This is a genomic window from Pseudomonas paraversuta (assembly GCF_904067025.1).
In the GTDB taxonomy this organism is placed as follows: domain Bacteria; phylum Pseudomonadota; class Gammaproteobacteria; order Pseudomonadales; family Pseudomonadaceae; genus Aquipseudomonas; species Aquipseudomonas paraversuta.
Map to the genome: position 1 here is coordinate 2,907,837 of NZ_CAJFDA010000001.1, position 25,228 is coordinate 2,933,064.

21 protein-coding genes and 3 tRNA genes are annotated in these 25,228 nt (G+C 59.6%); 4 read left to right on the forward strand and 20 right to left on the reverse strand.

Annotated features, from left to right (window positions below):
- Positions 1-42 precede the first annotated feature (42 nt).
- Both JQ848_RS13200 and JQ848_RS13205 read left to right on the forward strand, forming a co-directional pair.
- Positions 43-1,284, forward strand: coding sequence for an NAD(P)/FAD-dependent oxidoreductase (locus tag JQ848_RS13200; RefSeq protein ID WP_160627839.1), 1,242 nt, complete (start codon positions 43-45; stop codon positions 1,282-1,284).
- Between the two features lie 79 nt (positions 1,285-1,363).
- Positions 1,364-2,089 carry an amino acid ABC transporter ATP-binding protein gene (locus JQ848_RS13205; protein WP_127196492.1) on the forward strand — a complete coding sequence of 242 codons (726 nt, stop codon included), beginning with the start codon at positions 1,364-1,366 and terminating at the stop codon, positions 2,087-2,089.
- Positions 2,090-2,364: 275 nt separating this feature from the next.
- On the opposite strand, the gene JQ848_RS13210 is transcribed toward JQ848_RS13205, so the two are convergent.
- Positions 2,365-4,401 carry an NADPH-dependent 2,4-dienoyl-CoA reductase gene (locus JQ848_RS13210; protein WP_202210815.1) on the reverse strand — a complete coding sequence of 679 codons (2,037 nt, stop codon included), beginning with the start codon at positions 4,399-4,401 and terminating at the stop codon, positions 2,365-2,367.
- Positions 4,402-4,611: 210 nt separating this feature from the next.
- Here JQ848_RS13210 and JQ848_RS13215 point away from each other — a divergent pair, with 210 nt between their 5' ends.
- Positions 4,612-5,742, forward strand: a complete 1,131-nt coding sequence (locus JQ848_RS13215; protein ID WP_003446126.1) for a carbon-nitrogen hydrolase family protein — start codon at positions 4,612-4,614, stop codon at positions 5,740-5,742.
- A gap of 4 nt (positions 5,743-5,746) precedes the next feature.
- On the forward strand, positions 5,747-6,787 hold the full coding sequence (locus JQ848_RS13220; protein ID WP_003446128.1) for an AraC family transcriptional regulator: 1,041 nt from the start codon (positions 5,747-5,749) through the stop codon (positions 6,785-6,787).
- Between the two features lie 255 nt (positions 6,788-7,042).
- On the opposite strand, the gene JQ848_RS13225 is transcribed toward JQ848_RS13220, so the two are convergent.
- The 19 genes from JQ848_RS13225 to leuD all read right to left on the reverse strand — a co-directional run bounded on the left by JQ848_RS13225 (position 7,043) and on the right by leuD (position 25,226).
- A complete protein-coding gene (locus JQ848_RS13225) occupies positions 7,043-7,897 on the reverse strand; it encodes a DUF2242 domain-containing protein (protein WP_003446132.1) in 855 nt (284 codons plus the stop codon).
- A 315-nt stretch (positions 7,898-8,212) separates the two neighbouring features.
- Positions 8,213-8,289 (reverse strand) — tRNA-Asp (locus JQ848_RS13230).
- Positions 8,290-8,391: 102 nt separating this feature from the next.
- Positions 8,392-8,468 (reverse strand) — tRNA-Asp (locus JQ848_RS13235).
- A 56-nt stretch (positions 8,469-8,524) separates the two neighbouring features.
- Positions 8,525-8,600 (reverse strand) — tRNA-Val (locus JQ848_RS13240).
- A 112-nt stretch (positions 8,601-8,712) separates the two neighbouring features.
- The gene (locus JQ848_RS13245; RefSeq protein WP_165439751.1) at positions 8,713-9,483 is read right to left on the reverse strand and encodes an SDR family oxidoreductase; all 771 of its coding nucleotides are present in this window, start codon (positions 9,481-9,483) and stop codon (positions 8,713-8,715) included.
- 5 nt (positions 9,484-9,488) lie between these two features.
- A complete protein-coding gene (locus JQ848_RS13250) occupies positions 9,489-10,700 on the reverse strand; it encodes an O-succinylhomoserine sulfhydrylase (protein ID WP_003446136.1) in 1,212 nt (403 codons plus the stop codon).
- Positions 10,701-10,778: 78 nt separating this feature from the next.
- A complete protein-coding gene (gene purF, locus JQ848_RS13255; RefSeq protein ID WP_003446138.1) occupies positions 10,779-12,284 on the reverse strand; it encodes an amidophosphoribosyltransferase in 1,506 nt (501 codons plus the stop codon).
- Between the two features lie 41 nt (positions 12,285-12,325).
- Entirely contained in the window at positions 12,326-12,883 is a 558-nt protein-coding gene (locus tag JQ848_RS13260; RefSeq protein ID WP_003446140.1) for a CvpA family protein, read from the reverse strand.
- Between the two features lie 106 nt (positions 12,884-12,989).
- Positions 12,990-13,607: an SPOR domain-containing protein gene (locus JQ848_RS13265; RefSeq protein ID WP_202210816.1), complete on the reverse strand. Its 618-nt coding sequence runs from the start codon at positions 13,605-13,607 to the stop codon at positions 12,990-12,992.
- Positions 13,591-14,898 carry a bifunctional tetrahydrofolate synthase/dihydrofolate synthase gene (gene folC / locus JQ848_RS13270; RefSeq protein WP_202210817.1) on the reverse strand — a complete coding sequence of 436 codons (1,308 nt, stop codon included), beginning with the start codon at positions 14,896-14,898 and terminating at the stop codon, positions 13,591-13,593. The genes JQ848_RS13265 and folC overlap by 17 nt, the downstream gene beginning before the upstream one ends.
- Positions 14,895-15,815: an acetyl-CoA carboxylase, carboxyltransferase subunit beta gene (gene accD / locus JQ848_RS13275; protein ID WP_003446146.1), complete on the reverse strand. Its 921-nt coding sequence runs from the start codon at positions 15,813-15,815 to the stop codon at positions 14,895-14,897. The genes folC and accD overlap by 4 nt, the downstream gene beginning before the upstream one ends.
- 271 nt (positions 15,816-16,086) lie before the next feature.
- Positions 16,087-16,710 (reverse strand): phosphoribosylanthranilate isomerase, encoded by a 624-nt coding sequence (locus tag JQ848_RS13280; protein WP_003446148.1) that lies wholly within the window; start codon positions 16,708-16,710, stop codon positions 16,087-16,089.
- 59 nt (positions 16,711-16,769) lie between these two features.
- Complete coding sequence (truA, locus tag JQ848_RS13285; protein WP_003446150.1) at positions 16,770-17,594, reverse strand: tRNA pseudouridine(38-40) synthase TruA; 825 nt, start codon at positions 17,592-17,594, stop codon at positions 16,770-16,772.
- A gap of 176 nt (positions 17,595-17,770) precedes the next feature.
- Entirely contained in the window at positions 17,771-20,131 is a 2,361-nt protein-coding gene (locus JQ848_RS13290; protein WP_127196446.1) for a FimV/HubP family polar landmark protein, read from the reverse strand.
- An 85-nt stretch (positions 20,132-20,216) separates the two neighbouring features.
- A complete protein-coding gene (locus tag JQ848_RS13295) occupies positions 20,217-21,227 on the reverse strand; it encodes an aspartate-semialdehyde dehydrogenase (RefSeq protein ID WP_161720115.1) in 1,011 nt (336 codons plus the stop codon).
- Positions 21,228-21,382: 155 nt separating this feature from the next.
- Entirely contained in the window at positions 21,383-22,495 is a 1,113-nt protein-coding gene (gene asd, locus JQ848_RS13300) for an aspartate-semialdehyde dehydrogenase (RefSeq protein WP_202210818.1), read from the reverse strand.
- Between the two features lie 68 nt (positions 22,496-22,563).
- Positions 22,564-23,646, reverse strand: coding sequence for a 3-isopropylmalate dehydrogenase (leuB, locus tag JQ848_RS13305; protein ID WP_003446163.1), 1,083 nt, complete (start codon positions 23,644-23,646; stop codon positions 22,564-22,566).
- A gap of 67 nt (positions 23,647-23,713) precedes the next feature.
- Positions 23,714-24,481, reverse strand: coding sequence for a class I SAM-dependent methyltransferase (locus JQ848_RS13310; RefSeq protein WP_202210819.1), 768 nt, complete (start codon positions 24,479-24,481; stop codon positions 23,714-23,716).
- 100 nt (positions 24,482-24,581) lie between these two features.
- On the reverse strand, positions 24,582-25,226 hold the full coding sequence (leuD, locus tag JQ848_RS13315) for a 3-isopropylmalate dehydratase small subunit (protein WP_003446167.1): 645 nt from the start codon (positions 25,224-25,226) through the stop codon (positions 24,582-24,584).
- Between the last annotated feature and the right edge of the window lie 2 nt (positions 25,227-25,228).

Sequence of the window (25,228 nt, forward strand, 5' to 3'; positions counted from 1 at the left end):
TTTTCGGGCTGCAAATACGGCCCTCGTCTCAAGGATTTGTTTATGCATTGCGACACTATCGTTCTGGGGGCCGGCATCGTCGGCGTCAGTACCGCGTTGCAACTCCAGGCACGCGGGCGCAGCGTGGTGCTGCTCGACCGCGCCCAACCGGGTAGCGGCACCAGTCATGGCAACGCCGGGCTGATCGAGCGCGCCAGTGTTATCCCTTACTCGTTCCCGCGGGAAATCACCCGCCTGCTGCGCTATGGCCTCAATCAGCAATCGGACGTGCGCTACAGCCTCAGACACCTGCCCAAAGCCGGGCCGTGGCTGATGAAATACTGGCAGCAGTCGGGCAGCAAGGGGCTGGCCCATGCCACCCGGGCCATGCTGCCGCTGATTGAACAATGTGTCAGCGAACATGATCTGCTGGCCGAGCCGGCGGGCATGGGTCATCTGATCCAGGACAGCGGCTGGATCGAGGTTTACCGCACCGCGGACGACTTCGCCAAGGCCCAGCGTGATGCCGCCGATTTGAGCGAGTTCAAGCTCAACTATCGGGTACTGGACCAGCAACAGGTGCACGCGCTGGAACCCGGCCTGCATACCGATGTGATCGGTGGCATTCACTGGCTCGACCCCAAGACCGTCAGCGATCCGGGCGGCCTGACCCGGGGCTATGCCGAACTCTTTATCAAGCGCGGCGGCACCTTTGTGACCGGCGATGCCACCAGCCTGCGGCAAACGGCCGGGCAATGGCAGGTTGAGAGCCACAAAGGCCTGATCATCGGCAATGAAGTGGTGATTGCACTCGGACCGCAAGCCCGGGAAATTTTCCAGCCGTTGGGCTACCGGATTCCCCTGGCGATCAAGCGCGGCTACCACATGCATTACGCCGCCAAGGACGGTCATACCATGCAGCATCCGATTCTCGACTCGGTGGGCGGTTATGTCCTGGCCCCCATGGTGGGTGGTATTCGCCTGACCACAGGGATCGAATTTGCAGACAGTGATGACCCGATCAACGAAATCCAGCTACGCCGTTGCGAAGAGCGTGCCCAACGCCTGTATCCGCTGGGTCAGCGGGTGGACGCCGAACCCTGGCTCGGCCGCCGCCCCTGCCTGCCGGACATGTGCCCGGTGATTGGTCCCGGCAGCCGGCATAAAGGTTTGTGGTTCAACTTTGGCCATGCCCACCACGGCCTGACACTGGGCCCGGTCAGCGGCCGCCTGCTGGCAGAGATGATGACCGGCCAGACCCCGTTCACCGACCCGACGCCCTACAGCGCCGAGCGCTTTAACTGATCACTGGAGAGGCACCATGCACGCTCAACCTGCTTACGTTCATAATCCTGTGTCGCCAGTCACTGACACCCGCAAGGTGGTGGTGGATATCGCCGGTCTGAACAAGTACTACAGCGCCTTTCATGTACTCAAAGGCATCGACCTTAAAGTGCACGAAGGCGAGCGGATCGTACTGTGCGGGCCATCGGGTTCGGGCAAGTCGACCCTGATCCGCTGCATCAACCGTCTGGAGATCGCCGAGCAAGGGCGGATTCTGGTGAACAGCACCGACCTGTCCCAGGCCACGCGCGAAGCCGCCCAGGTGCGCAGCGAAATCGGCATGGTGTTCCAGCACTTCAACCTGTTCCCGCACATGAGTGTGCTGGACAACTGCATTCTGGCGCCGATGTCGGTGCGCGGCCTGTCGCGCAAGAAGGCGGTTGAACTGGCGCAGCACTTTCTGGAGAAGGTGGGCATTGCCATTCAGGCCAACAAATACCCGAGCCAGCTGTCGGGCGGCCAGCAGCAGCGCGTGGCGATTGCCCGGGCACTGTGCATGGAGCCGAAAATCATGTTGTTTGATGAACCGACTTCGGCGCTGGACCCGGAAATGGTCAGCGAAGTGCTGGATGTGATGGTCAAACTGGCGGGCAGCGGCATGACCATGCTCTGTGTCACCCACGAAATGGGCTTTGCCCGCCAGGTGGCCGAGCGGGTGCTGTTTCTGGATGGCGGCATGATCATCGAAGATTCACCGCCCGAAGACTTCTTCAACGCCCCGAAAAGCCCGCGGGCCAAAGCCTTTCTTGCACAGATAGTGCACTGACAGACAATTGCCTGTTCTTCTGTGGGAGCGAGCCCTGTGCGTTGCAACGCTCGCGAGCAAGCCAGCTGACAGCACATAAAGTGGGCCCGCTCCCGCTGTAGGAGCGAGCTTGCCTCGCGATACCGACGACCCGCTCATTCAGATGCACCGCAGCGATGTCATCGCGAGGCAAGCTCGCTCCTACCCTACAGCTGTGCGGCCAGACGCGAGCCCTGTGCGTTGCAACGCTCGCGAGCAAGCCAGCTGACAGCACATAAAGTGAACCCGCTCCTACCCTACAGCTGTGCGGCCAGACGCGAGCCCTGGTTGATGGCGCGCTTGGCATCCAGCTCGGCCGCGACGTCGGCACCACCAATCAAATGCACGTTCTGCCCGGCGGCAATCAGGCCGTCCTGCAGCTCGCGTAACGGGTCCTGACCGGCGCAGATGACGATGTTGTCCACCGGCAGCACTTGGGGCTCGCCTTCGCCAATCCGGATATGCAAACCGTCGTTGTCGATGCTCAGGTATTCAACGCTGTTGAGCATTTGCACCTGTTTGTTCTTCAGACCGGTGCGATGAATCCAGCCGGTGGTCTTGCCCAGACCATCGCCCACTTTGCTCGCCTTGCGTTGCAGCAGGAACACCTGACGCGCCGGGGCATGCACCTCGGGCTTGATCCCCGCAACGCCGCCCCGGGCCTCCAGCCGGGTATCGATGCCCCACTCTTTCCAGAACGCTTCGCGATCCAGACTGGTGGCAACCCCTTGTTGCACCAGGAACTCGGACACGTCAAAACCAATGCCACCGGCACCGATCACGGCAACCCTGGCGCCCACCGGCTTGCGCTGAAGAATCACATCCAGGTAGCTCAGTACCTTGGGGTTGTCGATGCCCGGTATGGCCGGGGTGCGCGGAGCAATCCCGGTAGCCAGTATGATTTCGTCAAAACCGCCTGCCAGTAATTGCGCTACGTCGACACGGGTGTTCAGGCAAACCTCAACCCCGGTGGTTTGCAGCTTGCGACCGAAGTAGCGCAGGGTTTCGAAGAATTCTTCCTTGCCCGGTACACGCTTGGCCACGTTGAACTGGCCACCAATCTCGCTGGCCGAATCGAACAGTGTCACTTGATGCCCGCGCTCGGCAGCCACGGTCGCTGCCGAAAGCCCCGCAGGCCCGGCACCGACCACGGCGATTTTCTTCACCGCAATGGTTGGCAGGTAGTTGAGCTCGGTTTCGTGACAGGCTCGGGGGTTGACCAGGCAGCTGGTGAGCTTGCCGCCAAAGGTGTGGTCCAGGCACGCCTGGTTGCAGCCGATGCAGGTGTTGATTTCATCGCTGCGGCCAGCAGCAGCCTTGTTGACGAACTCGGGGTCGGCGAGGAACGGTCGCGCCATGGACACGATGTCGGCGTCGCCGTCAGCCAGAATCTGTTCGGCAATTTCCGGCGTGTTGATGCGGTTGGTGGTAATCAGCGGCACGTTGACCGAGCCACGCAATTTGGCGGTCACTTTGCTGAAGGCACCACGGGGCACTTTGGTGGCAATGGTCGGAATGCGCGCTTCGTGCCAGCCAATTCCGGTGTTGATCAGGGTCGCACCGGCCTGTTCGACGGCCTTGGCCAGTTGCACGATCTCGGACCAGACACTGCCTTCAGCAACCAGATCGAGCATCGACAGGCGATAGATAATGATGAAGTTCGGCCCCACCGCTTCGCGCACCCGGCGCACGATTTCCACCGCCAAACGCATGCGGTTTTCATAGCAACCGCCCCAGCGGTCGGTGCGATGGTTGGTGTGCGCGGCGAGGAACTGGTTGATGAAGTAGCCTTCGGAACCCATGATTTCAACGCCGTCATAGTTGGCGCTTTGAGCCAGCCTGGCGCAGGTCACGAAGTCGCTGATCTGCTTCTCGATGCCTTGTTCATCCAGTTCTTTGGGGGTGAACGGGTTGATCGGCGCCTTGATTGCGCTCGGAGCCACCTGACGGGGGCTGTAGGCATAACGCCCGGCATGGAGGATCTGCAGGCAGATCTTGCCGCCCGCATCGTGCACCGCCCGGGTCACCACCAAATGCTTTTCTGCCTCTTCGGCGGTACTCAGCTTGGCCGCGCCACTGTACACGCCGCCTTCGTCGTTGGGGGCAATGCCGCCCGTGACCATCAAGCCGACCCCGCCTTTGGCACGCTCGGCAAAATAGGCCGCCATGCGCTCAAAGCCACCGGGTTTTTCTTCAAGACCAGTGTGCATGGAGCCCATCAGGCTGCGGTTGCGCAAGGTGGTAAACCCCAGATCCAGCGGGGCCATCAAATGCGGGTAGTGAGAGGCAGTCATCGGCGAGCTCCACAACAGGATAAATCACGGAACGCGGGATGCTCTGTGGCTCCCGTCGTTTATGCCAGCCACAGTAAAGATACCTGCGGGGTCACTCAATGACTCAAAGTGACAAATTGCTAACCTAAATGCGCAGCCCCCCTTGGCAAGCCGGGACCAGCACCCTACCCTAGTTGCCGAATCCCGCCCAAGGCTGTTGCTCTATTTCCAATGCGTAAATTATTTGCCTGCACCTTAATCGTCACCCTCATCGCCGCTACCGCCGGCTACTGGTTCTGGGCCCAGCAACGCGAGGTGGGCCACTACCTCTCGGACCTGCGCATCGAGCTGACCCTCAACGACGGCGTCAACCACGACCGTGGCAATCTGCTGGGTATCGAGCCGGACCTGTCACCCCGGGACTACCAAAGCCTGGATCTGGTGCGCCTCAAGCTTGCGGCGTATCTGGACAAAGCCCGGGATGCCGGACTGCTCAACGACAAGACCATCGTCGTGCTGCCGGAACACATCGGCACCTGGCTGGTGTTTCGCGGCGAAAAGAATGAGCTGTATCAGGCGGCCAATCTTGCGCAGGCCATGGACTGGCTGGTACGGAGCAACCCGCTGGCCTTCGCGAGTGCCTGGCTTCGCGCCGAGGGCGACAGCCGGGCCAACGATGCTCATCTGCGAATGAAAGCCAGGAGCATGGCCCGCGATTACCAGACCCTGTTTGGCGGGCTGGCCAAAGAATACGGGGTGACCCTGGTGGCCGGCAGCATCGCCTTGCCCGAGCCACGCATCGAGAACGGCAAACTGCTGCCCGGCTCAGGCCCGCTATACAACAGCAGCATTGTGTTTGGCCGGGACGGTATGCCTCTGGGTACGCCGCAACGCCAGTTACTCCCCACTTACGAAGAACAAAGCTATATCCAGCCAAGCCCTGAACACCAATTGAACGTGATCGACACACCGGCCGGTCGCCTGGGCATTCTGGTCGGCAGCGACAGCTGGTATCCCGAGAACTACCGCACATTGAACGAGCAAGGGGCGCAACTGATCGCTGTCCCCGCGTTCATGATTGGTAAAAACACCTGGGATCAACCCTGGGGCGGCTTTAAAAGTGTCACGAGCCCCAGTGAAATCAGCCTCAAGCCCGGAGAAGTCAGCGAAGGCGAAGCCTGGCACCGGCTGACGCTGATCAGCAGCGTCCCCAGCAGTACAGCCGAAGCCGGCATCACGGTGTTCTCCCGTGGCAAATTCTGGGACAAGCACAGCGTCGGCTGGGGGTTTGTCAGCCGTAACGGGCAAACCAGCCCGGACCAGCCCGGCAGCGGTGCCCGCTTGCTGAACCTGTGGCTGTAAACCTGTGAAACCGCTGCCGATGCGTCTGGGGGATCTTTCAGTCGGGTTTGTTGAATGCCTGGCCGACGCGGTGCGCAGTTATGGCCACGACCCTCTGCCTTTACTCGCTCAATACGGACTCGATCCGGCCCGCCTCGGGCAACCGCTGGCGCGACTGTCGATCCCGCGCTACATGCGCCTGGGGCACGCCGCGATTGCCTTGACCGGCGACCCGGCCCTGGGTTTGCGCATGGGTCAGATGAGCAGGCTGCCCCAGACCGGTCTGGCCGGTGTAACCGCAGCCCAGGCACCCACGGTACGGGAAGCGGCACGCACGCTGATTCGCTTTGAAGCCCTGTATGCCTCCAACTATCGCGGCCAGTCGAGCCTGCACGAAGACGCTCAGGGCGCCTGGCTGCGCTTTTATTCCATCAGCCCGTATAACGCCTACAACCGGTTTGTGGTGGACTCGATCATTGCTGGCTGGCTGCAGCAGCTGTCATCTGTTGCGGCCCGGCCTTTGCTGGGTGAGCACATCGATATCGAGTTCAGCGAGCCGGAGTATGCCGAGCGCTACGCCATCCTGAGCCATACCTCGGTGAGCTTTCGGGCCGAGACCAACCAGCTGCGGCTGAACCACGCCAGTCTGGATCTGCGTAACCCGCAGCACTGCCCCACGACCTGGGCATTCTTGCTGCAACTGTGCGAGCGCGAACTGGAGCAATTGACCCGAACCCGCAGCCTGCGCGAGCGGATTACGCAAATGCTGGGGCCTTTGCTCAATGGCGGGCGCGAACCCGACCTGGAGGAAGTGGCGGTACGTCTCAAGCTGCCAACCTGGACCTTACGCCGCAAGCTGGCAGAAGAAGGCACGCAGTTCCGGGCGATTCTCAACGATACGCGGCGTGACCTCGCCATGACCTATATCCGCGATACGGAACTGGCCTTTGGCGAGATTGCCTACTTGTTGGGGTTTGCCTCGGCAGAGGCCTTTCAGAGGGCGTTCAAGCGCTGGAACGCGCAGACTCCGGGAGAGTTCCGTCGTCGCCAGCGCAACACTGCATGAGGCGGTTCAGAGCCTAAAGCTCGGTTGCGTCGTCCGCAGGTTCCAGCGGGTCCAGCTCAAAAGCCTGATACTCAAGCAACTCTTCCTGATAGTCGTCCATTGCCACATCCCTTTTCGTTCTATTGGTTCAAGTCATGCCTGAGGGGCGCTGAAAGTGAGTTTAAAGCGCTCCCATGAAGGAAAAATGACACCTTGCGAGCACTCGACTTCACTGACTTTTTAAACGTAGCAGAGTTCATGGAAATTACTGCACGCTTATTGTGCCGGCAGCGCCTCTGGCACAACGGGTAGAGGGGTGATCGCCGGTTCCGGCGCAGGCACTGCGGGTGCGGCGGCTTTTTCAGGCGCCGAAGGTGTGGCCGGCGGTGTGGCTGGCGGTTCGACCGGCGCCGGAGCAGGCACGACTTCTGCCGGCAGCACCGGGGCGCTCTCCACTGGCGGTTGCAAGCTGGCAGGCTCGGCAGCCGCAGGCACCTCGACTGGCGCAGCCGGCTTGGGGGCCGCCTCGACCTTGGCCGGGACAACTTCAGGTACACCCAGATCGGTCTTGGGCTTTTCCGGAATATGCGCAGCCTTTTTCACTTCCTTGGGCAGGAACACTTCCACCAGCGCGAAAAAGCGATCATAGAACTGGGGCGAAGACACGGTTTCGCTGGCCACTTTCACCATCGAGTCATCGGAGGAGCCAATCGGCATCGACACCGAACCCAGCACCCCCACCCCGAGGCTGGCCGAGTTGTTGACCTTCTTCAGTGCGTAACGATCCTGCAGGGCGTTGGCAAACATGGTGGCGTGATGCTCCGAGCCGCCGTCGTCTGCGCAGACCACGTTAAAGCTGATCTCCAGATGGCTCTCGCCGGTTTGCTGGAAGCTCTTGTGGCCACTGATCATTTTTGCATCGTTACTGGTGATGATGTAGCCCTGGCTGAGCAAGGCGCGTCGTGCAGCTTCGCACGAGGCTTTATCGGTCACCGGATAATTACGCGAAAACGTTCCCGAATCATCGAAGTTCTCATGCTCGTAGATGGCTGTTTTCTTCGACGAGCAACCTGCGAGTCCGGCCAGCAAAAGGACGGCAACCAAAGCGCGCAAGGGGAATGACTTAAGCATTAAAGATCCTGAAGAGAACGGTGACGGGGCGTATTGTGCATCAGTTGGCATTTTTTGCGCGCAGTTTGATTCGATCACATTTGCGCAGCAAGGCTGAAACCGCCCAAACCTGTAGTCGCTGCCAAAGGCTGCGCCCAGAGCCGCAGGGCCTTCCCTTGTCATTCAGACATGCAAGGGGTCGCTTCACCGCCCTTCGCAGCCTTCGGCAGCGACTGCGGAGCACGCAAGGTCATGAAGAAATCCGGGCACAAAAAAAGCGACCCTAAGGTCGCTTTCTTTGTAGCTCCAGAGAGTTCAAGGGCTCTGGAGCAAATATGGCGCAGCGGACGGGACTCGAACCCGCGACCCCCGGCGTGACAGGCCGGTATTCTAACCGACTGAACTACCGCTGCGTATCGCTCGGACTTGCGTCCGTTTGAAACTTTTAAAACCTGTGACTGAAAAGCTTCGGTGCTTTTCAAGCCCAAGCCAGGAAAACCTGACCTGTACAAATATGGCGCAGCGGACGGGACTCGAACCCGCGACCCCCGGCGTGACAGGCCGGTATTCTAACCGACTGAACTACCGCTGCGCGTCGGTTGGTTGTTCTTTTCAGAACCACCTTTCTCTTTCGAGAAACTCAAGAAGTGGTGGGTGATGACGGGATCGAACCGCCGACCCTCTGCTTGTAAGGCAGATGCTCTCCCAGCTGAGCTAATCACCCTTTGCTTCGTTGAGGCCGCGAAATTTACGCAGGTATTGAACCTAAGTCAAGGACAAGGTTGAGTTTTTTTCAAAATAAGCAAAAAACCCGAACCTCGCTCCCGCGGACTGCTTTATTCCCCGTAAACCATTTTCTTGCTCATGCCGCCGTCGACCACAAACTCCTGCCCCGTCACAAATCCGGCATTGCGCGACAGCAGCCACGCAACCATGGACGCAACGTCTTCCACGGTGCCTGCACGCCCTGCCGGGTGCTGGGCGTGATCCGTATCGGTGAGCGGCTGCGCACGCCTCACAGAGGGGTCCCGGGCGTCAATCCAGCCCGGGCTGACCGCGTTGACCCTGATCTCCGGCCCGAGGCTGATGGCCAGCGCATGGGTCAATGCCAGCAAACCGCCCTTGCTCGCCACGTAAGCCTCGGTATCGGGCTCGGATTGACGGGCACGGGTGGAAGCCAGATTAACGATCGAGCCACAATGCGCACGCAAGTAAGGCGCGCAGTGTTTGGCCAGGAGCATGGGACCGGTGAGGTTGACCGCCAGTACACGGTTCCAGTGCTCCAGATCGAGGCTTTCCAGGGTCATGTTGTGCGGGTCGGCAATTGCCGCGTTGCTCACCAGCGCGTCCAGACGTCCAAACTGCCCCAATACCTGGGCCACGCAACCGATGACATCGGCCTCGACCGACACATCCATGGTCACGAACCAGGCATTTTCACCCAGCACCCGGGCCACTTTAGAGCCCCGTGCACGGTCGATGTCGGTCAGCACTACCTGCCAGCCTTCACTGACCAGCCACGCGGCGATCCCCAGGCCAATGCCCCGCGCAGCGCCGGTTACCAGCGCCACACGCCCATTACCGGCAACAGGTACCTCAAGGATCATATCGTTCACAGTGCGGCCAGGCCTCGCGCCAGATCTGCTTGCAGGTCGGTGACATCTTCCAGGCCCACGGCGATGCGGATCAGACTGTCCTGAATGCCGGCAGCTGCACGTTCCTGCGGCGCCAACCGGCCATGGGAGGTGGTGGACGGATGGGTGATGGTGGTCTTGCTGTCCCCCAGGTTGGCGGTGATTGAAATCAGGCGCGTGGCATCGATAAAGCGCCATGCGCCCTCTTTGCCGCCCCGGACTTCAAAACTCACCACCGCGCCAAAACCGCGCTGCTGACGCTGGGCCAAGGCATGCTGCGGGTGGCTTTTGAGACCGGCATAGTGGACCTTCTCAATCCCGTCCTGCTGCTCCAGCCACTCAGCCAGGGCCTGGGCACTGGCACAGTGGGCACGCATGCGCAGATTCAAGGTTTCCAGCCCCTTGAGGAAAATCCAGGCGTTGAACGGGCTCAGGGTCGGCCCTGCAGTACGCAGGAAGCCTACGACTTCTTTCATCTGCTCACTGCGACCGGCAACCACCCCGCCCATGCAACGACCCTGGCCGTCGATGAATTTGGTGGCCGAATGCACAACAATGTCGGCACCCAGCTTGAGCGGCTGCTGCAAGGCAGGCGTGCAGAAGCAGTTGTCGACCACCAGCATCGCGCCCTTGGCGTGGGCAATCTCTGCCAGAGCCGCAATATCCACCAGCTCGGCCAGCGGATTGGAAGGCGACTCAACAAACAGCAATCGGGTGTTGGGCTTGATCGCCGCGTCCCAGCCAGCCAGTTCAGCCAGCGGTACATAGTCGACCTGCACGCCGAAGCGTTTGAAGTATTTCTCGAACAGGCTGATGGTTGAGCCGAACACGCTGCGCGAGACCAGAATATGATCGCCGGCACTGCACAGACTCATGACCACTGACAGAATTGCCGCCATGCCGGTCGCTGTCGCCACGGCCTGCTCCGCCCCTTCGAGGGCCGCCATGCGCTCTTCGAATGCTCGCACCGTGGGGTTGGTGTAACGCGAATAGACGTTGCCCGCCACCTCGCCCGAGAACCTGGCTGCTGCATCTGCGGCGGTGCGGAACACGTAGCTGGAAGTCAGGAACATCGCATCACCGTGCTCGCCTTCCGGCGTACGGTGCTGGCCAGCACGCACAGCCAAGGTATCGAACGCTACGCCCTCGAGGTCGCTATCCAGCCGTCCCGCATCCCAATCCTGACTCATGCTGCCCACTCCTTGCTGTGTATTTGCTTTGTATTGGAGAAACGCAAACCGGCCCATCAGGGCCGGTTTGGTGAACACTTAGTTGTTGTACAAGCCTATCGTTGCACCGACACCTTGAGCAACCACCTTGGAAGCATCGTTGCGCGCACGCTCGATTCTTTCCAGATAGTTGTCATCGATATCGCCAGTGACGTACTTGCCGTCGAACACTGCGCAATCAAACTTGTCGATCTTGATTTTGCCACCACCCACCGCTTCGATCAGGTCAGGCAGGTCCTGATAGATCAGCCAGTCGGCGCCGATCAGCTCGGCCACTTCCTGGGTGCTGCGATTGTGCGCGATCAGTTCGTGAGCGCTTGGCATGTCGATGCCATACACGTTCGGGTAGCGCACAGCCGGAGCTGCCGAGCAGAAGTAAACATTTTTCGCGCCGGCTTCGCGGGCCATCTGAATGATCTGCTTGCAGGTGGTACCGCGCACGATCGAGTCATCCACCAGCATCACGTTCTTGCCGCGGAACTCAAGTTCGATGGCGTTGAGCTTCTGGCGCACGGACTTTTTACGCGCAGCCTGGCCCGGCATGATGAAGGTACGGCCGATGTAACGGTTCTTGACGAAACCTTCGCGGAACTTGACGCCCAGGTGGTTAGCCAGTTCCAGCGCAGCGCAGCGGCTGGTGTCCGGAATCGGGATGACCACATCGATATCGTGATCCGGGCGCTCGCGCAGGATCTTCTCGGCGAGCTTCTCGCCCATGCGCAGACGGGCCTTGTATACCGAAATGCCATCGATGATCGAATCGGGACGCGCCAGGTACACGTGCTCGAAGATGCACGGAGTCAGTTGCGGGTTAACAGCACACTGACGGGTGTGCAGCTGGCCGTCATTGGTGATGTAAACCGCTTCGCCCGGCGCCAGGTCACGGATCAGGGTGAAGCCCAGCACGTCCAGGGACACGCTTTCGGAAGCGATCATGTACTCGACGCCTTCGTCGGTATGACGCTGACCGAAGACGATAGGACGAATGGCATTCGGATCACGGAAACCGACGATACCGTAGCCGGTAATCATCGCAACCACGGCGTAACCACCGCGGCAGCGGTTGTGTACGTCTGTGACCGCTGCAAACACGTCTTCTTCGGTTGGCTGCAATTTGCCACGCTGAGCCAGCTCATGGGCAAATACGTTAAGCAGCACTTCCGAATCGGAATTGGTGTTGACGTGGCGCAGGTCAGATTCGTAAATCTCCTTGGCCAGTTGTTCAACGTTGGTCAGGTTGCCGTTATGCGCCAGGGTAATGCCGTATGGCGAGTTGACATAAAACGGCTGGGCTTCAGCTGAAGTCGAGCTGCCTGCAGTTGGATAGCGCACATGGCCAATGCCCATGTGCCCGACCAGACGCTGCATGTGTCGCTGATGAAATACATCGCGAACCAGCCCGTTGTCCTTGCGCAGGAATAACCGGCCTTCATGACTGGTCACAATACCGGCAGCATCCTGGCCGCGGTGCTGGAGGACGGTTAGCGCGTCATACAGCGCCTGATTGACGTTCGACTTACCGACGATACCGACGATGCCACACATGCGACGCAACCCCTACTTAATGGATCTGAACTGAACACCGCTTACCTGGCCAGATTGGCCGGCAAGAGATGCTCCTTGAACGGAATATCAGCAGGAACGCTGATACCGCTGGCCAACCACTGGCTACTCCACCCCAAAATGAGATTTTTCGACCAATCGGCAACCAATAGAAATTGTGGCACGAGCCTTGACCCCTGCCACCATGAGTCTTGCTGTACCGGCCCCAGGCTTAACAGCCCGACCGCCACAACCACCAGCAACGCGCCACGCGCAGCGCCGAAGGCCATGCCAAGAAAACGATCGGTCCCGGACAGTCCGGTGACGCGAATCAGTTCGCCGATAAGAAAATTGATCATTGCGCCTACCAGCAAGGTGGCGACAAACATGATGGTGCACCCAACGATAACGCGGGCGGAAGGTGTTTCGATATAACCGGTGAGGTATTGAGACAGTGAACCGCCGAACATCCAGGCGACGACCCCGGCAATGATCCAGGTGCACAGCGACAGGGCCTCTTTAACGAAGCCGCGCTTCAAGCTGATCAAAGCGGAGATGGCGATAATTGCAACGATCGCCCAGTCAACCCAGGTAAATGGCACAGTTCAGCCTACGGACAGATAAGGCGGCGCATTTTAGCAGAGCGCCGCCGCTCAGGTAAGGCGATTTATCAGTGCTTTGGCAATCAGGTGACACCTTTTTACCGACTCAGCCACGCTCAGGCTGAAAGCGCACCACAAAACCCTTGAGATTTTGCTGCTTGCCGAGCAGATCGCGCAGGCGATCGGCCTCTGCACGCTCAAGCAATGGACCGACAAAAACCCGATTCATCCCGCCCGAAGATCGGACATAAGCGTTATAACCTTGATTTCTAAGGGTTTTCTGTAGGTTATCAGCGCTTGCACGATTGGACAGACTGACCAGTTGCACCGACCAGCTAATGGGCAAGCCGTTAGGATCGAGACGTTTTTGCGTGGTATCGAGCTTGGCAGGTGCCTGCGCAACCGTTTGAGCCGGCGTGACAGCCGGTGGTTTTGGCGCCGCAACCACAGGTTTTGCCACCGCAGCTGCCGGTGCCTGCTGCGTGACGACTTCCTGCTTAGGCGGTGCAGGCTCTTCAGCGATTACCTGCGGCTCGGGCACCGCAACCGGCTCTACCTTGACCTCGGGCATGACCGGCATCTGGGGTGCAGTCGGTGCATCGACCTGAATCTGGCGCTGCTCATCTTCGCGCGAGAACAGCATCGGCAAGAAGATCACGGCCAGCGCCACCAGTACCAGGGCGCCCACCATCCGCTGCTTGTATACCTTATCCAGCAAAGCCATTTGCAGCCTCCTCCGTGGCACGCCGCTGCAACCACTCGAGCGCTTCAGCGACGCAATAAAATGATCCGAACAACAGAATTTCGTCTTGCCCGGTGGCCTGCTCGCACTGTGCCTCAAGTGCCGCCTCGACACTGGCGAAAACCGAGACCCGAGCCCCCAGATCCTGCAGCGAGCCCTGAAGCTCAGCCGCCGGCCGGGTCCGCCCGGTATTCAACGGTGCTACCGCCCAATGTGCGACCACTGGCGCGAGCTGTGACACTACGCCATCCAGGTCCTTGTCGGCCAGCAGGCCGAATACCGCCAGACGCCTGCCCGCTATCGGACGCTGCTGCAGACGCTTGACCAGATACTCCGCTGCATGGGGGTTATGGCCCACATCAAGCAGCATATTCAAGGTTTTTCCGTGCCAGTTGAACTGCCGACGATCCAGCCGACCGGTCACTTGCGTACCCTGTAACGCTTCAATAATTCGTTCAGGCTGCCACGGCAGACCTGTCAATGCATAAGCCTGCAACGCCAGTGCCGCGTTTTCCATCGGCAAATCCAGCAGCGGCAAGTCGCGCAACTCCACCACCTGCCCTGCCGCATCCCGGCCCTGCCAGTGCCAGACGCTGTCAGCAGTGCCCAGGTCAAAGTCACGACCACGTACAAACAGCGGGCAACCCAACTCTGCAGCCTTGTCGAGCAAGGGTTGAGGCGGGTTCAAGTCGCCACAAAGAGCAGGCCTGCCCGGGCGAAAAATGCCGGCTTTTTCGTAAGCCACGGATTCACGGGTATTACCAAGGTATTCCACGTGATCCACACCGATACTGGTGACCAGTGCCAGGTCGGCATCTACCAGATTGACCGCATCCAGTCGCCCGCCCAGACCGACTTCCAGCACCACGGCGTCAAGTTGCGCACGCTCGAACAGCCAGAAAGCCGCCAGCGTGCCCATCTCGAAATAGGTCAGTGAAGTCTGGCCCCGGCCAGCTTCCAAAGCGCTGAAGGCTTCGCAAAGCTGCTCGTCCGAGACCTCGGCGCCGTCGATCTGTACACGCTCGTTGTAGCGCAGCAGATGCGGAGAGTTATAAACCCCCACTTTCAGACCTTGCGCCCGCAGCAAGGACGCTACAAACGCACAGGTCGAACCCTTGCCGTTGGTGCCAGTAACCGTCACCACCCGAGGCGCGGGCTTTTGCAGGCCCATGCGGTTCGTTACCTCGCGCGCGCGATCCAGGCCCATGTCGATGGCAGATGGATGCAGCTGTTCAAGATAGGCGAGCCACTCGCCAAGGGTGCGCTCAGTCATATGTTTGCAGGTACCGGCGGAACAACGATTGCTTCAACAGGCGGCGCCACGAACACAGGCGTAGGCAGGCCCATCATTTGTGCCAGCAGGTTACCCAGACGCGGGCGCAGTTCCTGGCGGGCAATGATCAAGTCGATTGCACCGTGCTCCAGCAGGAACTCGCTGCGCTGGAAGCCTTCTGGAAGTTTTTCACGAACGGTCTGCTCGATTACACGCGGGCCGGCAAAGCCGATAAGGGCTTTAGGCTCAGCCACGATTACATCGCCGAGCATCGCCAGGCTGGCCGAAACGCCGCCATAGACCGGATCGGTCAAGACCGAGATAAACGGAATGCCTTCTTCGCGCAGACGCGCCAGTACCGCAGAGGTCTTGGCCATTTGCATCAGGGAGATCAGGGCTTCCTGCATCCGCGCACCACCGGAGGCTGCGAAGCAGACCATCGGGCAGCGGTTTTCCAGCGCATAGTTGGCGGCACGTACAAAACGCTCGCCAACGATGGCGCCCATCGAGCCGCCCATGAAGGAGAACTCAAACGCAGACACTACCACCGGCATGCCCAGCAAGGTGCCACTCACGGAGATCAGGGCATCTTTTTCGCCGGTCTGCTTTTGCGCACCGACCAGACGGTCCTTGTACTTCTTGCTGTCACGGAATTTCAGACGGTCTACAGGCTCCAGATCGGCGCCCAGTTCGTTACGACCATCGACATCCAGGAAGATATTGATGCGGGCACGTGCGCCGATGCGCATGTGGTGATTACATTTGGGGCAAACGTCCAGGGTCTTTTCCAGCTCCGGACGATAAAGCACAGCGTCGCAAGACGGGCATTTGTGCCACAGGCCTTCAGGTACCGAGCTCTTTTTGACCTCGGAACGCATGATCGAAGGAATCAGCTTGTCTACCAACCAGTTGCTCATGCTTTCTTTCTCCAGTACCGGTGGCCAGAACGCTTGGGTTCAGGCCCCGTGTATGCCCTTGAGCTAAATTCATTAGGTATGCGGCGATGATTACCGGGGAGAAGCGGTCAGCACATGGCAAACCAGCGTAACCCCCGGACCCTCAGCCTTCCCGACAACACGCCCCATAGCGGCCGCCAGTTTAATTTCTGCCCGTCGAACCACCGGGCCCGCCTGCTTTATACAGCGGTAATGATGGACGGTGGCAGACTGCCAACCGTCACATCGGGCATCAGTTTGTTGCCCGTACTGCCTGCATGAAGGCCCGAATCCTGTCGTGATCCTTGATGCCCTTGCTCTTTTCCACCCCGCCACTCACATCAACGGCATACGGCCGCACCTGAGTAATGGCCCGGGCCACGTTCTCGGCAGACAAGCCGCCTGCGAGGATAATCGGTTTGCTCAAATCCTGCGGTATCAATGACCAGTCAAAGGCCTGGCCGGTTCCCCCGGGCACCCCTTCAACGTAGGCATCCAGCAAAATACCGCTGGCACCGGCATACGCCTTGCAGGCGCCAGCGATGTCATCACCCGCCTTTACCCGCAACGCCTTGATATAGGGACGGTGGTAGCCCTCGCACTGCTCAGGGGTTTCATCGCCGTGAAACTGCAGCAAGTCCAGCGGTACGGCATCAAGTGTTTCGTTCAGCTCACAGGCCGTGGCATTGACGAACAACCCGACCGTGGTCACAAAAGGCGGCAAGGCGGCAATGATCGCGCGCGCCTGCTGCGCCGTTACTGACCGCGGACTTTTTGCGTAGAACACAAAGCCGATGGCGTCAGCCCCGGCACTAACAGCTGCCAGTGCATCATCTATGCAGGTAATACCGCAGATCTTGCTGCGAACGGCTGACATGTCGAATACACCTCAAGAAACGCGAAAGCCCCGGATGGTAACAAATGCTCATCCGGGCGTCAGCCGTCCAGTTCGGTAAAACCGGTCAAGAAATGTGGACCGATGTAACGTTGCGGCAATTGGAACTCATCGTGATATTCAACTTGCACCAGATACAGGCCATAGGGATGCGCTGTTACGCCACCGGAACGACGGACCCGGCTCTCCAGCACTTCCTTCATCCATTCCACCGGCCGCTCGCCAGTGCCGATAGTCATTAGCACCCCGGCGATGTTGCGCACCATGTGATGCAAAAAAGCACTGGCGCGAATATCCAGCACAATCATCTGTCCATGACGTGTCACGCGCAGGTGATGCATTTCCTTGACCGGCGATTTGGCCTGGCACTGACCCGCACGAAAAGCGCTGAAGTCGTGCACGCCCAACAGGTAGCGCGCGGCCTCGGCCATCCGCTCGACATCCAGCGGGCGATGGTTCCAGGTAATTTCCTGATTCAGGTGCGCAGGGCGAATCTGATCGTTGTAGATCACGTAGCGGTAACGCCGGGCGATGGCTTTGAAGCGTGCATGAAAATGCGCCGGCATGACCTTGGCCCAACTGACGCTGATGTCATGGGGCAAGTTGATGTTGGCGCCCATGACCCAGGCTTTCAGGGAGCGCTCGGCCATGGTGTCAAAGTGCACCACTTGCCCGCAGGCGTGTACACCCGCATCAGTGCGGCCCGCACAAAGCAATGAAACCGGAGATGCGGCGACTTTCGACAAGGCATTTTCCAGGGTTTCCTGGACCGTCAGCACACCACTGGCCTGACGTTGCCAGCCGCTATAGCGCGAGCCTTTGTATTCAACGCCCAGCGCGATTCGGGAAAAGCCTTCGGCGGCCATTTCGGCTGCCGGGTTATCTATATTTGCCAAGGTGCTACAGCCTGCTCGTAAACGCAAAGTCGGCCATTATAAGGCGCACCCGCAAAGACGCCACGAAACAAATCATGGCGGAGATAAATCAGCATCGGGTTAACAGATCAAGGGCCGGCAAGCCGGCCCCCACAGGTGACAGCAGATCAAGGCAAGCGCGACAACAGCTCCAGGGCTTCAGCCTGCTGCTCCGGGTTACCCTCCTCGACAACTTCGGTCAGGATATCCCGCGCACCCTCGTCATCACCCATATCGATATACGCCTGGGCCAGATCAAGCTTGGTCGCCGTTTCATCGGCGCCCGACAAGAAGTCAAACTCGGGTTCGTCGGCAAAGGACGGGACTATCGATGGCTGCTCAAGGCTTTCGGACAAGCGCTGCAACTCCGCATTGACCTTGTCCAGCTCAAGCGCAAAGCTGTCCGGCTCAGCGGCCGGCGCAACCGGTTCGTCAGCCAGGGACAAATCGAAATCAGGCGGCAGGTCCAGATCGAAGTCGGACATGTCGCTACCCGACGTCTCAGCCTGCTGCTTGAGCACATCTTCAAAGCTCTGCTCGTCACCGGATTTCTTCTCGGGCGGCAACTCGGCAGGCGACGCCGCTTCAAGGTCATCCAGACTCAGATCAAAGTCCTGATCGAACTCGTCAACGGCCGGCCTGGCCTGTGGCTCAGGCTCCACTTCGCGATCATCGCGCATCATCTCTGTGACAAACTGCGCCTGTAATTGCGCAGCAACCGCAGCCGTGGCGATACCGGCTGCCAGTGCCATAGCCGGATAGCGATGCTTGAGCTGTTCAACCTCAGAATGATTCTTGCCGTTGGCAATCAGCTGCCGCTCCTGGGCAATAAAGGCATCACGCTCGCCCAGTTCACCATAGACCTGCATCAACTTGAGTCGCAGATCACTGCGTTGCGGCTCTTGCTCGATTGCACCTGCCAGCAGTTGCTCGGCCTCTTTGAGCTGACGCTGCTCAATCAACTGTTCAGCCTGGACCAATGCATCGGCCTGCGGGCTGACCAGCGCCTGGGCAACCACCACTGGCGCAACCGGAGGTACCACCAGTGCTGCCGCAGCTGGTGCCGCAGCTGGCGCCGCTTCGAGCTTGACGCTCGGCGGTGGAACTTCAAGCCCTTCGAAGCTGCTTTGCGGCATGTCCAGATCAGATGGGAACTCGGCCTCTTCCTCAAGCTCACGGGCCATCCGCGCATGCCTTTGCGCCGCCTGCAGGGCTTTACGGCGACGCACCAGCAGCAGCGCAAGCAGCAACAACAAGACCGCCGCGCCACCGACCAGACCCAGCAGCCAAGGGCTGTGCAACAAGTCCTGGATGCTGCGCTCTGCACGCGGAGTGGCACTATCGTCCTGCGCCGGAGCTGGCGGCACCGCCGTCGCCGGCGCACCTTCATCTGCCGGCGCGATGTCAGCTTCCGGAGCGTCCACAGCCTGCCCCGGCAGCGGGACCGCTATCGCCGCTGCCGGATCGACTGGCGCCGAACTGTCAGCCTGCAGCTTGGCCAATTGATTGTTTTTCAACTCGATCAAGCGTTGCAGCTTGTCCAGCTGGCTTTGCAAATCCTGCATCCGGCTTTGCAGCTCGGCATTTTCACGCCGGGCCGAATCCAGACCTTCCTGAGTCGTCGCCAGCTTGTCGCTGATATTTTTGGCATCGCCAACTGCACCCTTGCCATCGGCAGCGCTCGCCGCAACCAGGCTCAGGCTGTCACTACCGCCAGCCTTGGCAGGACTGGTAGCCGCAACCGGCTGCCGACCGGTCGCATCCAGCTGCTGGGCCAATGGCGTGGTACGACGCCCATTACGCCAGTCGGCATTCTGGGAAGCGACTTCATTGATGGCCTTGCCTTGGGACAGCTGGACACTTTGCGCGGCATCCGGCATGCGCAATACCTGACCGGTCTTGAGCCGATTGATGTTGCCGTTGATAAAAGCATCAGGGTTGAGCGCCTGAATCGCCAGCATGGTCTGCTGGACCGAGCCGCCATTGCGCGCCTTGGCCGCGATTTCCCACAGGGTGTCACGGGACGTGGTGGTGTATTGACCTGCATTTGCAGGCGCGCCAGAGGCAGCCGCAGCGGTTTGAGGAGAGAACTTGGCCGGGTCCAGCAATACGCTGTAGTCCCGCAGCAAGCGGCCGCTTGGCCACATCACCTGCACCAGAAACTTTACGAAGGGCTCGGACAAAGGCTGGCTGGAAGTGACGCGCAGCACGCTTTTGCCGTTGGCATTGATTACCGGCGTAAAACGCAGATCATCCAGGAATGCCGGACGCGGCACCCCGGCCTTGGTGAATTCGTCAGGCGGTGCCAGGCTCGGCACCACTTCAGCAGCGGTCAGATCCTTGACGTCCAACAACTCGATTTCAGCCAGCAGAGGCTGGTTCTGAGTCGACTTCAGGGTCAGCTCTCCGAGCCCGAGCGCCTGCGCCATACCGGATGACAGCGCCGAAGCGGCGGCGATTGCTAACACTAATTTGCGAACCTGAAGCATAGCCTCTTCCTTATTGGTACAGGCCTCGTCCCCCGAGGCCTGTATAGCTTCTGGAACCCTGCTGGAAATTGACGCCAAGTATCTTTTACAGAATATCTTTAATCAACAACTCAGCCAGTTGCACGGCATTCAAAGCGGCGCCTTTTCTTACGTTATCTGACGTCATCCAGAAATTAAGTTCAGAAGTGTCGTCTACAGCATGGCGCACCCGGCCGACATAAACCACGTCTTGTCCTACCGCATCGCCCACCGCCGTAGGATAGTCGCCCGCCTCTACCAGCTCGATACTTTCAGCGGCTTCAAGCGCCGCATTCACCGCATCCAGATCCACCGGCCCGGCAAGTTGCACGGCAACACTGAAGCTATCGCCAAAAAATACCGGAGCTTGAATGCAGGTCACCGAAACTTTCAGCGCGGGCATAGCCAACACTTCACGCAATTCCGTTACCAGGCGTTTTTCCAGTGGTACATGACCTTGTGCATCAGGCTTGCCCACTTGCGCCAAGAGGTTAAACGCCATCTGGCGATCAAAAAAACTGGTCTCCAGCGGATGCAGATTCAGTAGTGCGGTGGTCTGACGCGCCAGCTCGGAAACCGCTTCACGACCTTGGGCAGAAACTGCCAGACATGCCGTCACGTTGACCCGCTGAATATCCAGCAAGCCGCGCAGGGGCGCCAACACTACGGCAAGAGCGGTTGCCGACGGGCTCGGGCTGCTGATTTGCAGCGGCTTTGGCAACCCGGCCAATACTTGGGCATTGGCCTCGGGCACCACTTGCGGGGCCTGGGCCGCGGGCAATGCGCCCGACAAATCAATAATCGCGCACCCGCCAGCGCGGGCCTTGGCAGCAAAGCTCAGGGTCACGGCGGGGCCGGCAGCGAAAAACACCAGCTGCACTTTGCTGAAGTCAAACTCATCGACTTCACGCACTCGGACGTTTTTGCCCCGAAAAGGCACCGAATGCCCGGCTGACTCGCTGCTGGCCAGCAAATGCAAATCAGCGACCGGAAAATTGCGCTCTTCGAGAATTTGCACAATGGTTTCGCCGACAGTGCCGGTGGCGCCGACGACGGCGATATCAAAGGACTGGTTCATGCATCTACCTCAGGCGAAACGTGGGGAGCGGCACTGTACCGGGCGCAACCTTTGCAGGCAACGGACAGTGCCCGCCAGCGCGGCAGTAAAAAGCGCCACTCATTAAAAAGCCCGCCTCTCTTGCGAGAGGCGGGCCTGGCTGCAACCAGGGCGGATTAACGCTCCAGCAGAATCCGCAGCATGCGGCGCAACGGCTCGGCCGCACCCCACAACAACTGGTCGCCCACGGTGAACGCACCGAGGAACTGCGAACCCATGTTCAGCTTGCGCAGACGGCCAACCGGCACATTCAGGGTACCGGTTACCCGGGTAGGGCTCAGTTCCTGGATGCTGTCTTCACGATGATTGGGCACCAGCTTGACCCAAGGGTTGTGCTGGCTGATCAGACCTTCGATGTCGGCAATTGGCATATCCTTGTTCAGCTTGATGGTCAAAGCCTGGCTGTGACAGCGCATTGCACCGATACGCACGCAGATACCATCCACCGGAACCGGGTTCTTGAAGCGACCCAGGATCTTGTTGGTTTCGGCCTGGGCCTTCCACTCTTCGCGGCTTTGACCGTTTGGCAGCTCTTTGTCGATCCACGGGATCAAGCTACCGGCCAATGGCACGCCGAAGTTCTCGGTCGGGTACGCGTCGCTGCGCATCGCTTCAGCGACACGACGGTCGATATCGAGGATGGCGCTGGCCGGATCGGCCAGTTGATCGGCCACAGCAGCGTGGGTCGAACCCATTTGCTTGATCAGCTCGCGCATGTTCTGCGCGCCGGCACCGGATGCCGCCTGATAAGTCATGGCGCTCATCCACTCCACCAGACCGGCCTCGAACAGGCCGCCCAGGCCCATCAGCATCAGGCTGACAGTGCAGTTGCCGCCGATGTAGTTCTTGGTGCCCGCATCCAGCTGCTGGTCAATCACCCGGCGGTTGACCGGGTCCAGAACGATCACTGCGTCATCCTGCATCCGCAGGCTCGACGCTGCATCGATCCAGTAACCTTGCCAGCCTGCCTCACGCAGCTTGGGGAACACCTCAGTGGTGTAGTCGCCGCCCTGGCAGGTCAGGATTACATCGAGGGTTTTCAACTCTTCAATGTTGTAAGCATCCTTGAGCGGGGCGATATCCTTGCCCACAGACGGACCCTGTCCACCGACATTGGAAGTAGTAAAAAACACCGGCTCAATAAGATCGAAATCCTGCTCTTCCAGCATCCGCTGCATGAGCACAGAACCAACCATACCGCGCCAACCGACCAGACCTACACGCTTCATCACAACGACACCTTTAACAAAAAGTGGGGTCGTTACTTCCACCAACAGGAAGTAACGGGCCAGAGAGATTACAGATTCTGTAGCGCCGCGACTACTGCATCGCCCATTTCCTGCGTTCCGACCCTGGTGCAACCCGCCGACCAGATGTCGCCGGTACGCAAGCCCTGGTCCAGAACCAGGCTCACGGCCTGTTCAATGGCATCGGCAGCGGCGGTCTGATTGAAGCTGTAACGCAGCATCATCGAAACCGACAAAATGGTTGCCAGCGGGTTGGCAATGCCCTGCCCCGCGATGTCCGGCGCCGAACCGTGGCATGGCTCGTACATGCCCTTGTTGTTGGCATCCAGGGAGGCCGACGGCAGCATGCCGATGGAACCGGTCAGCATCGACGCTTCGTCCGACAGGATATCGCCGAACAGGTTGTCGGTTACGATCACATCGAACTGCTTGGGCGCACGCACCAGCTGCATCGCGGCGTTGTCGACGTACATGTGGCTCAGCTCGACGTCCGGGTAGTCCTTGGCCACTTCCTCGACCACTTCGCGCCACAACTGGCTGGAAGCCAGCACGTTGGCCTTGTCCACCGAGCACAGCTTTTTACCGCGCACACGGGCCATGTCGAAGCCGACCCGGGCGATACGGCGAATTTCGCTTTCGCTGTAGGGCAGCGTGTCATAAGCCTGACGCTCGCCGTTTTCCAGCTCACGGGTGCCACGGGGGGCGCCGAAGTAAATGCCGCCGGTCAATTCACGAACGATCAGAATATCCAGCCCGGCAACGATTTCCGGCTTGAGGCTCGAGGCATCTGCCAGTTGCGGGTAAAGAATGGCCGGACGCAGGTTGCCGAACAGACCCAGTTGCGCACGGATTTTCAGCAGGCCGCGCTCAGGACGGATATCACGCTCGATCTTGTCCCATTTAGGGCCACCCACGGCACCCAGCAACACCGCGTCGGCGGCACGGGCGCGCTCCAGGGTCTCATCTGCCAGGGGTACGCCGTGCTTGTCGATGGCTGCGCCGCCGAGCACGTCATGGGTCAGTTCGAAGTCGAGCTGGAACTTGTCATTGGCCAGCTCCAGTACTTTTACTGCCTGGGCCATGATTTCCGGACCAATACCGTCACCTGGAAGAATCAGAATCTGCTTGCTCATGGGTCTCTCGCTACCTGTCAGTTGATCCCCCCTGAGGGGTATCCATAATTTTTATTGTCTGGTGCTTTTATTTTTCACACCAAAGAACCAATACGTCGGTACTAAACGAACCATCAGGTTCGATTTCAAAATAATCACGCACTTCAGTGCCCATGGATTGCTGCAACTCGCGAATGGCCACGCTCATGCTCACCGGTGTACGCATGCGCTCAATCCAGGAGCCGAACTCTAAACGCAAACGCTGACGCTGTGTGCTGCGGGTATGCAAACCGGCCTCACTGACCTGGCGCAGCCACTCGCCTGCAGAATAATCACGCACATGACTGGTATCGCGCAGCACCTCGACACTTTGCAGATAAGTATCGAACAGCGGGCTACCGGGCGACATCACGTCGATAAAAGCCGCCACGCCACCGGGTTTGAGCACCCGCCGCACTTCGCGCAAAGCCTGGCCCAGGTCGCTCCAGTGGTGAGCGGAATAACGGCTGAGCACGTAATCAAACTCGCCATCGGCAAACGGCAGACGCTCCGCCGCACCGCGCTGGGTGCTGATATTGCCCAGACCGCGATCCTGGGCGGCGGCGCTGACGACATCGAGCATTGGCTGCGACAGGTCGTAGGCCACCACCTCGTTAACCAGCGCCGCCACATGAAAGCTGACATGACCGGCACCGCAGCCCAGATCCAGTACCCGGGCATCCTGCTTGCCGGACAGCTCGGCCTGTAGCAGGCCGAACTCGGTGCCTTGCGCATGCACGGCACTGCTCAGATAGGCCGAGGCCTGTTCACCGAACTGCTTTTGTACAACCTGACTGTGACGGGCGCTGCTGCTCATGTTGAAGTCCCTTGTTTGATGGGCTGCCCTGATCGCTGCAGCAGCGATCAGGGCCGGCATTACGCGATTCCTGTAGGAGCGAGCTTGCTCGCGAGCTGATTCAAGCGTCGCGAAACAACCAGGGCTGGCTCGCACGGTGCTTGCTTTCAAAGGCGGCGATGGCCACATCGTCCTGCAAGGTCAGGCCGATATCGTCCAGGCCGTTAAGCAGGCAATGCTTGCGGAAGGCATCGATCTCGAATTTCAGCACCTTGCCATCCGGACGCGTCACGGTTTGCGCCTCAAGGTCGATACTGAGCTGATAACCCGGCTCGGCCTCGACCTGGGCAAACAGTTCATCGACCTCGGCGTCGCTCAAAATGATCGGCAACAGGCCATTTTTGAAGCTGTTATTGAAGAAGATATCGGCATAGCTCGGCGCGATGATGCTGCGAAAGCCGTATTCTTCCAGCGCCCAGGGCGCGTGCTCACGGCTGGAGCCGCAGCCGAAGTTCTCACGGGCCAGCAACACACTGGCACCCTGATAACGCTCGGCGTTGAGCACAAAGTCCTTGTTCAACGGGCGCCGGGAGTTGTCCTGGTACGGTTGCCCGACATCCAGGTAGCGCCACTCGTCAAACAGGTTCGGACCAAAGCCGGTGCGCTTGATGGATTTCAGAAACTGCTTGGGAATGATCTGGTCGGTATCCACGTTGGCCCGATCCAAGGGAGCGACAAGCCCGGTGTGCTGAGTAAAAGCTTTCATGC

Excerpts from the sequence above, each read along its gene's own strand:
- asd (WP_202210818.1), bottom strand. The coding sequence starts at position 22,495 with ATGAAGCGTGTAGGTCTGGTCGGTTGGCGCGGTATGGTTGGTTCTGTG.
- JQ848_RS13310 (WP_202210819.1), bottom strand. The coding sequence starts at position 24,481 with ATGAGCAGCAGCGCCCGTCACAGTCAGGTTGTACAAAAGCAGTTCGGT.
- purF (WP_003446138.1), bottom strand. The coding sequence starts at position 12,284 with ATGTGTGGCATCGTCGGTATCGTCGGTAAGTCGAACGTCAATCAGGCG.
- accD (WP_003446146.1), bottom strand. The coding sequence starts at position 15,815 with ATGAGCAACTGGTTGGTAGACAAGCTGATTCCTTCGATCATGCGTTCC.
- leuB (WP_003446163.1), bottom strand. The coding sequence starts at position 23,646 with ATGAGCAAGCAGATTCTGATTCTTCCAGGTGACGGTATTGGTCCGGAA.
- leuD (WP_003446167.1), bottom strand. The coding sequence starts at position 25,226 with ATGAAAGCTTTTACTCAGCACACCGGGCTTGTCGCTCCCTTGGATCGG.
- JQ848_RS13280 (WP_003446148.1), bottom strand. The coding sequence starts at position 16,710 with ATGTCAGCCGTTCGCAGCAAGATCTGCGGTATTACCTGCATAGATGAT.
- JQ848_RS13250 (WP_003446136.1), bottom strand. The coding sequence starts at position 10,700 with ATGAGTCAGGATTGGGATGCGGGACGGCTGGATAGCGACCTCGAGGGC.
- JQ848_RS13210 (WP_202210815.1), bottom strand. The coding sequence starts at position 4,401 with ATGACTGCCTCTCACTACCCGCATTTGATGGCCCCGCTGGATCTGGGG.
- folC (WP_202210817.1), bottom strand. The coding sequence starts at position 14,898 with ATGACTGAGCGCACCCTTGGCGAGTGGCTCGCCTATCTTGAACAGCTG.
- truA (WP_003446150.1), bottom strand. The coding sequence starts at position 17,594 with ATGGCCGCCGAAGGCTTTTCCCGAATCGCGCTGGGCGTTGAATACAAA.
- JQ848_RS13295 (WP_161720115.1), bottom strand. The coding sequence starts at position 21,227 with ATGAACCAGTCCTTTGATATCGCCGTCGTCGGCGCCACCGGCACTGTC.
- JQ848_RS13290 (WP_127196446.1), bottom strand. The coding sequence starts at position 20,131 with ATGCTTCAGGTTCGCAAATTAGTGTTAGCAATCGCCGCCGCTTCGGCG.
- JQ848_RS13245 (WP_165439751.1), bottom strand. The coding sequence starts at position 9,483 with ATGATCCTTGAGGTACCTGTTGCCGGTAATGGGCGTGTGGCGCTGGTA.
- JQ848_RS13225 (WP_003446132.1), bottom strand. The coding sequence starts at position 7,897 with ATGCTTAAGTCATTCCCCTTGCGCGCTTTGGTTGCCGTCCTTTTGCTG.
- JQ848_RS13265 (WP_202210816.1), bottom strand. The coding sequence starts at position 13,607 with ATGGCTTTGCTGGATAAGGTATACAAGCAGCGGATGGTGGGCGCCCTG.
- JQ848_RS13215 (WP_003446126.1), top strand. The coding sequence starts at position 4,612 with ATGCGTAAATTATTTGCCTGCACCTTAATCGTCACCCTCATCGCCGCT.
- JQ848_RS13200 (WP_160627839.1), top strand. The coding sequence starts at position 43 with ATGCATTGCGACACTATCGTTCTGGGGGCCGGCATCGTCGGCGTCAGT.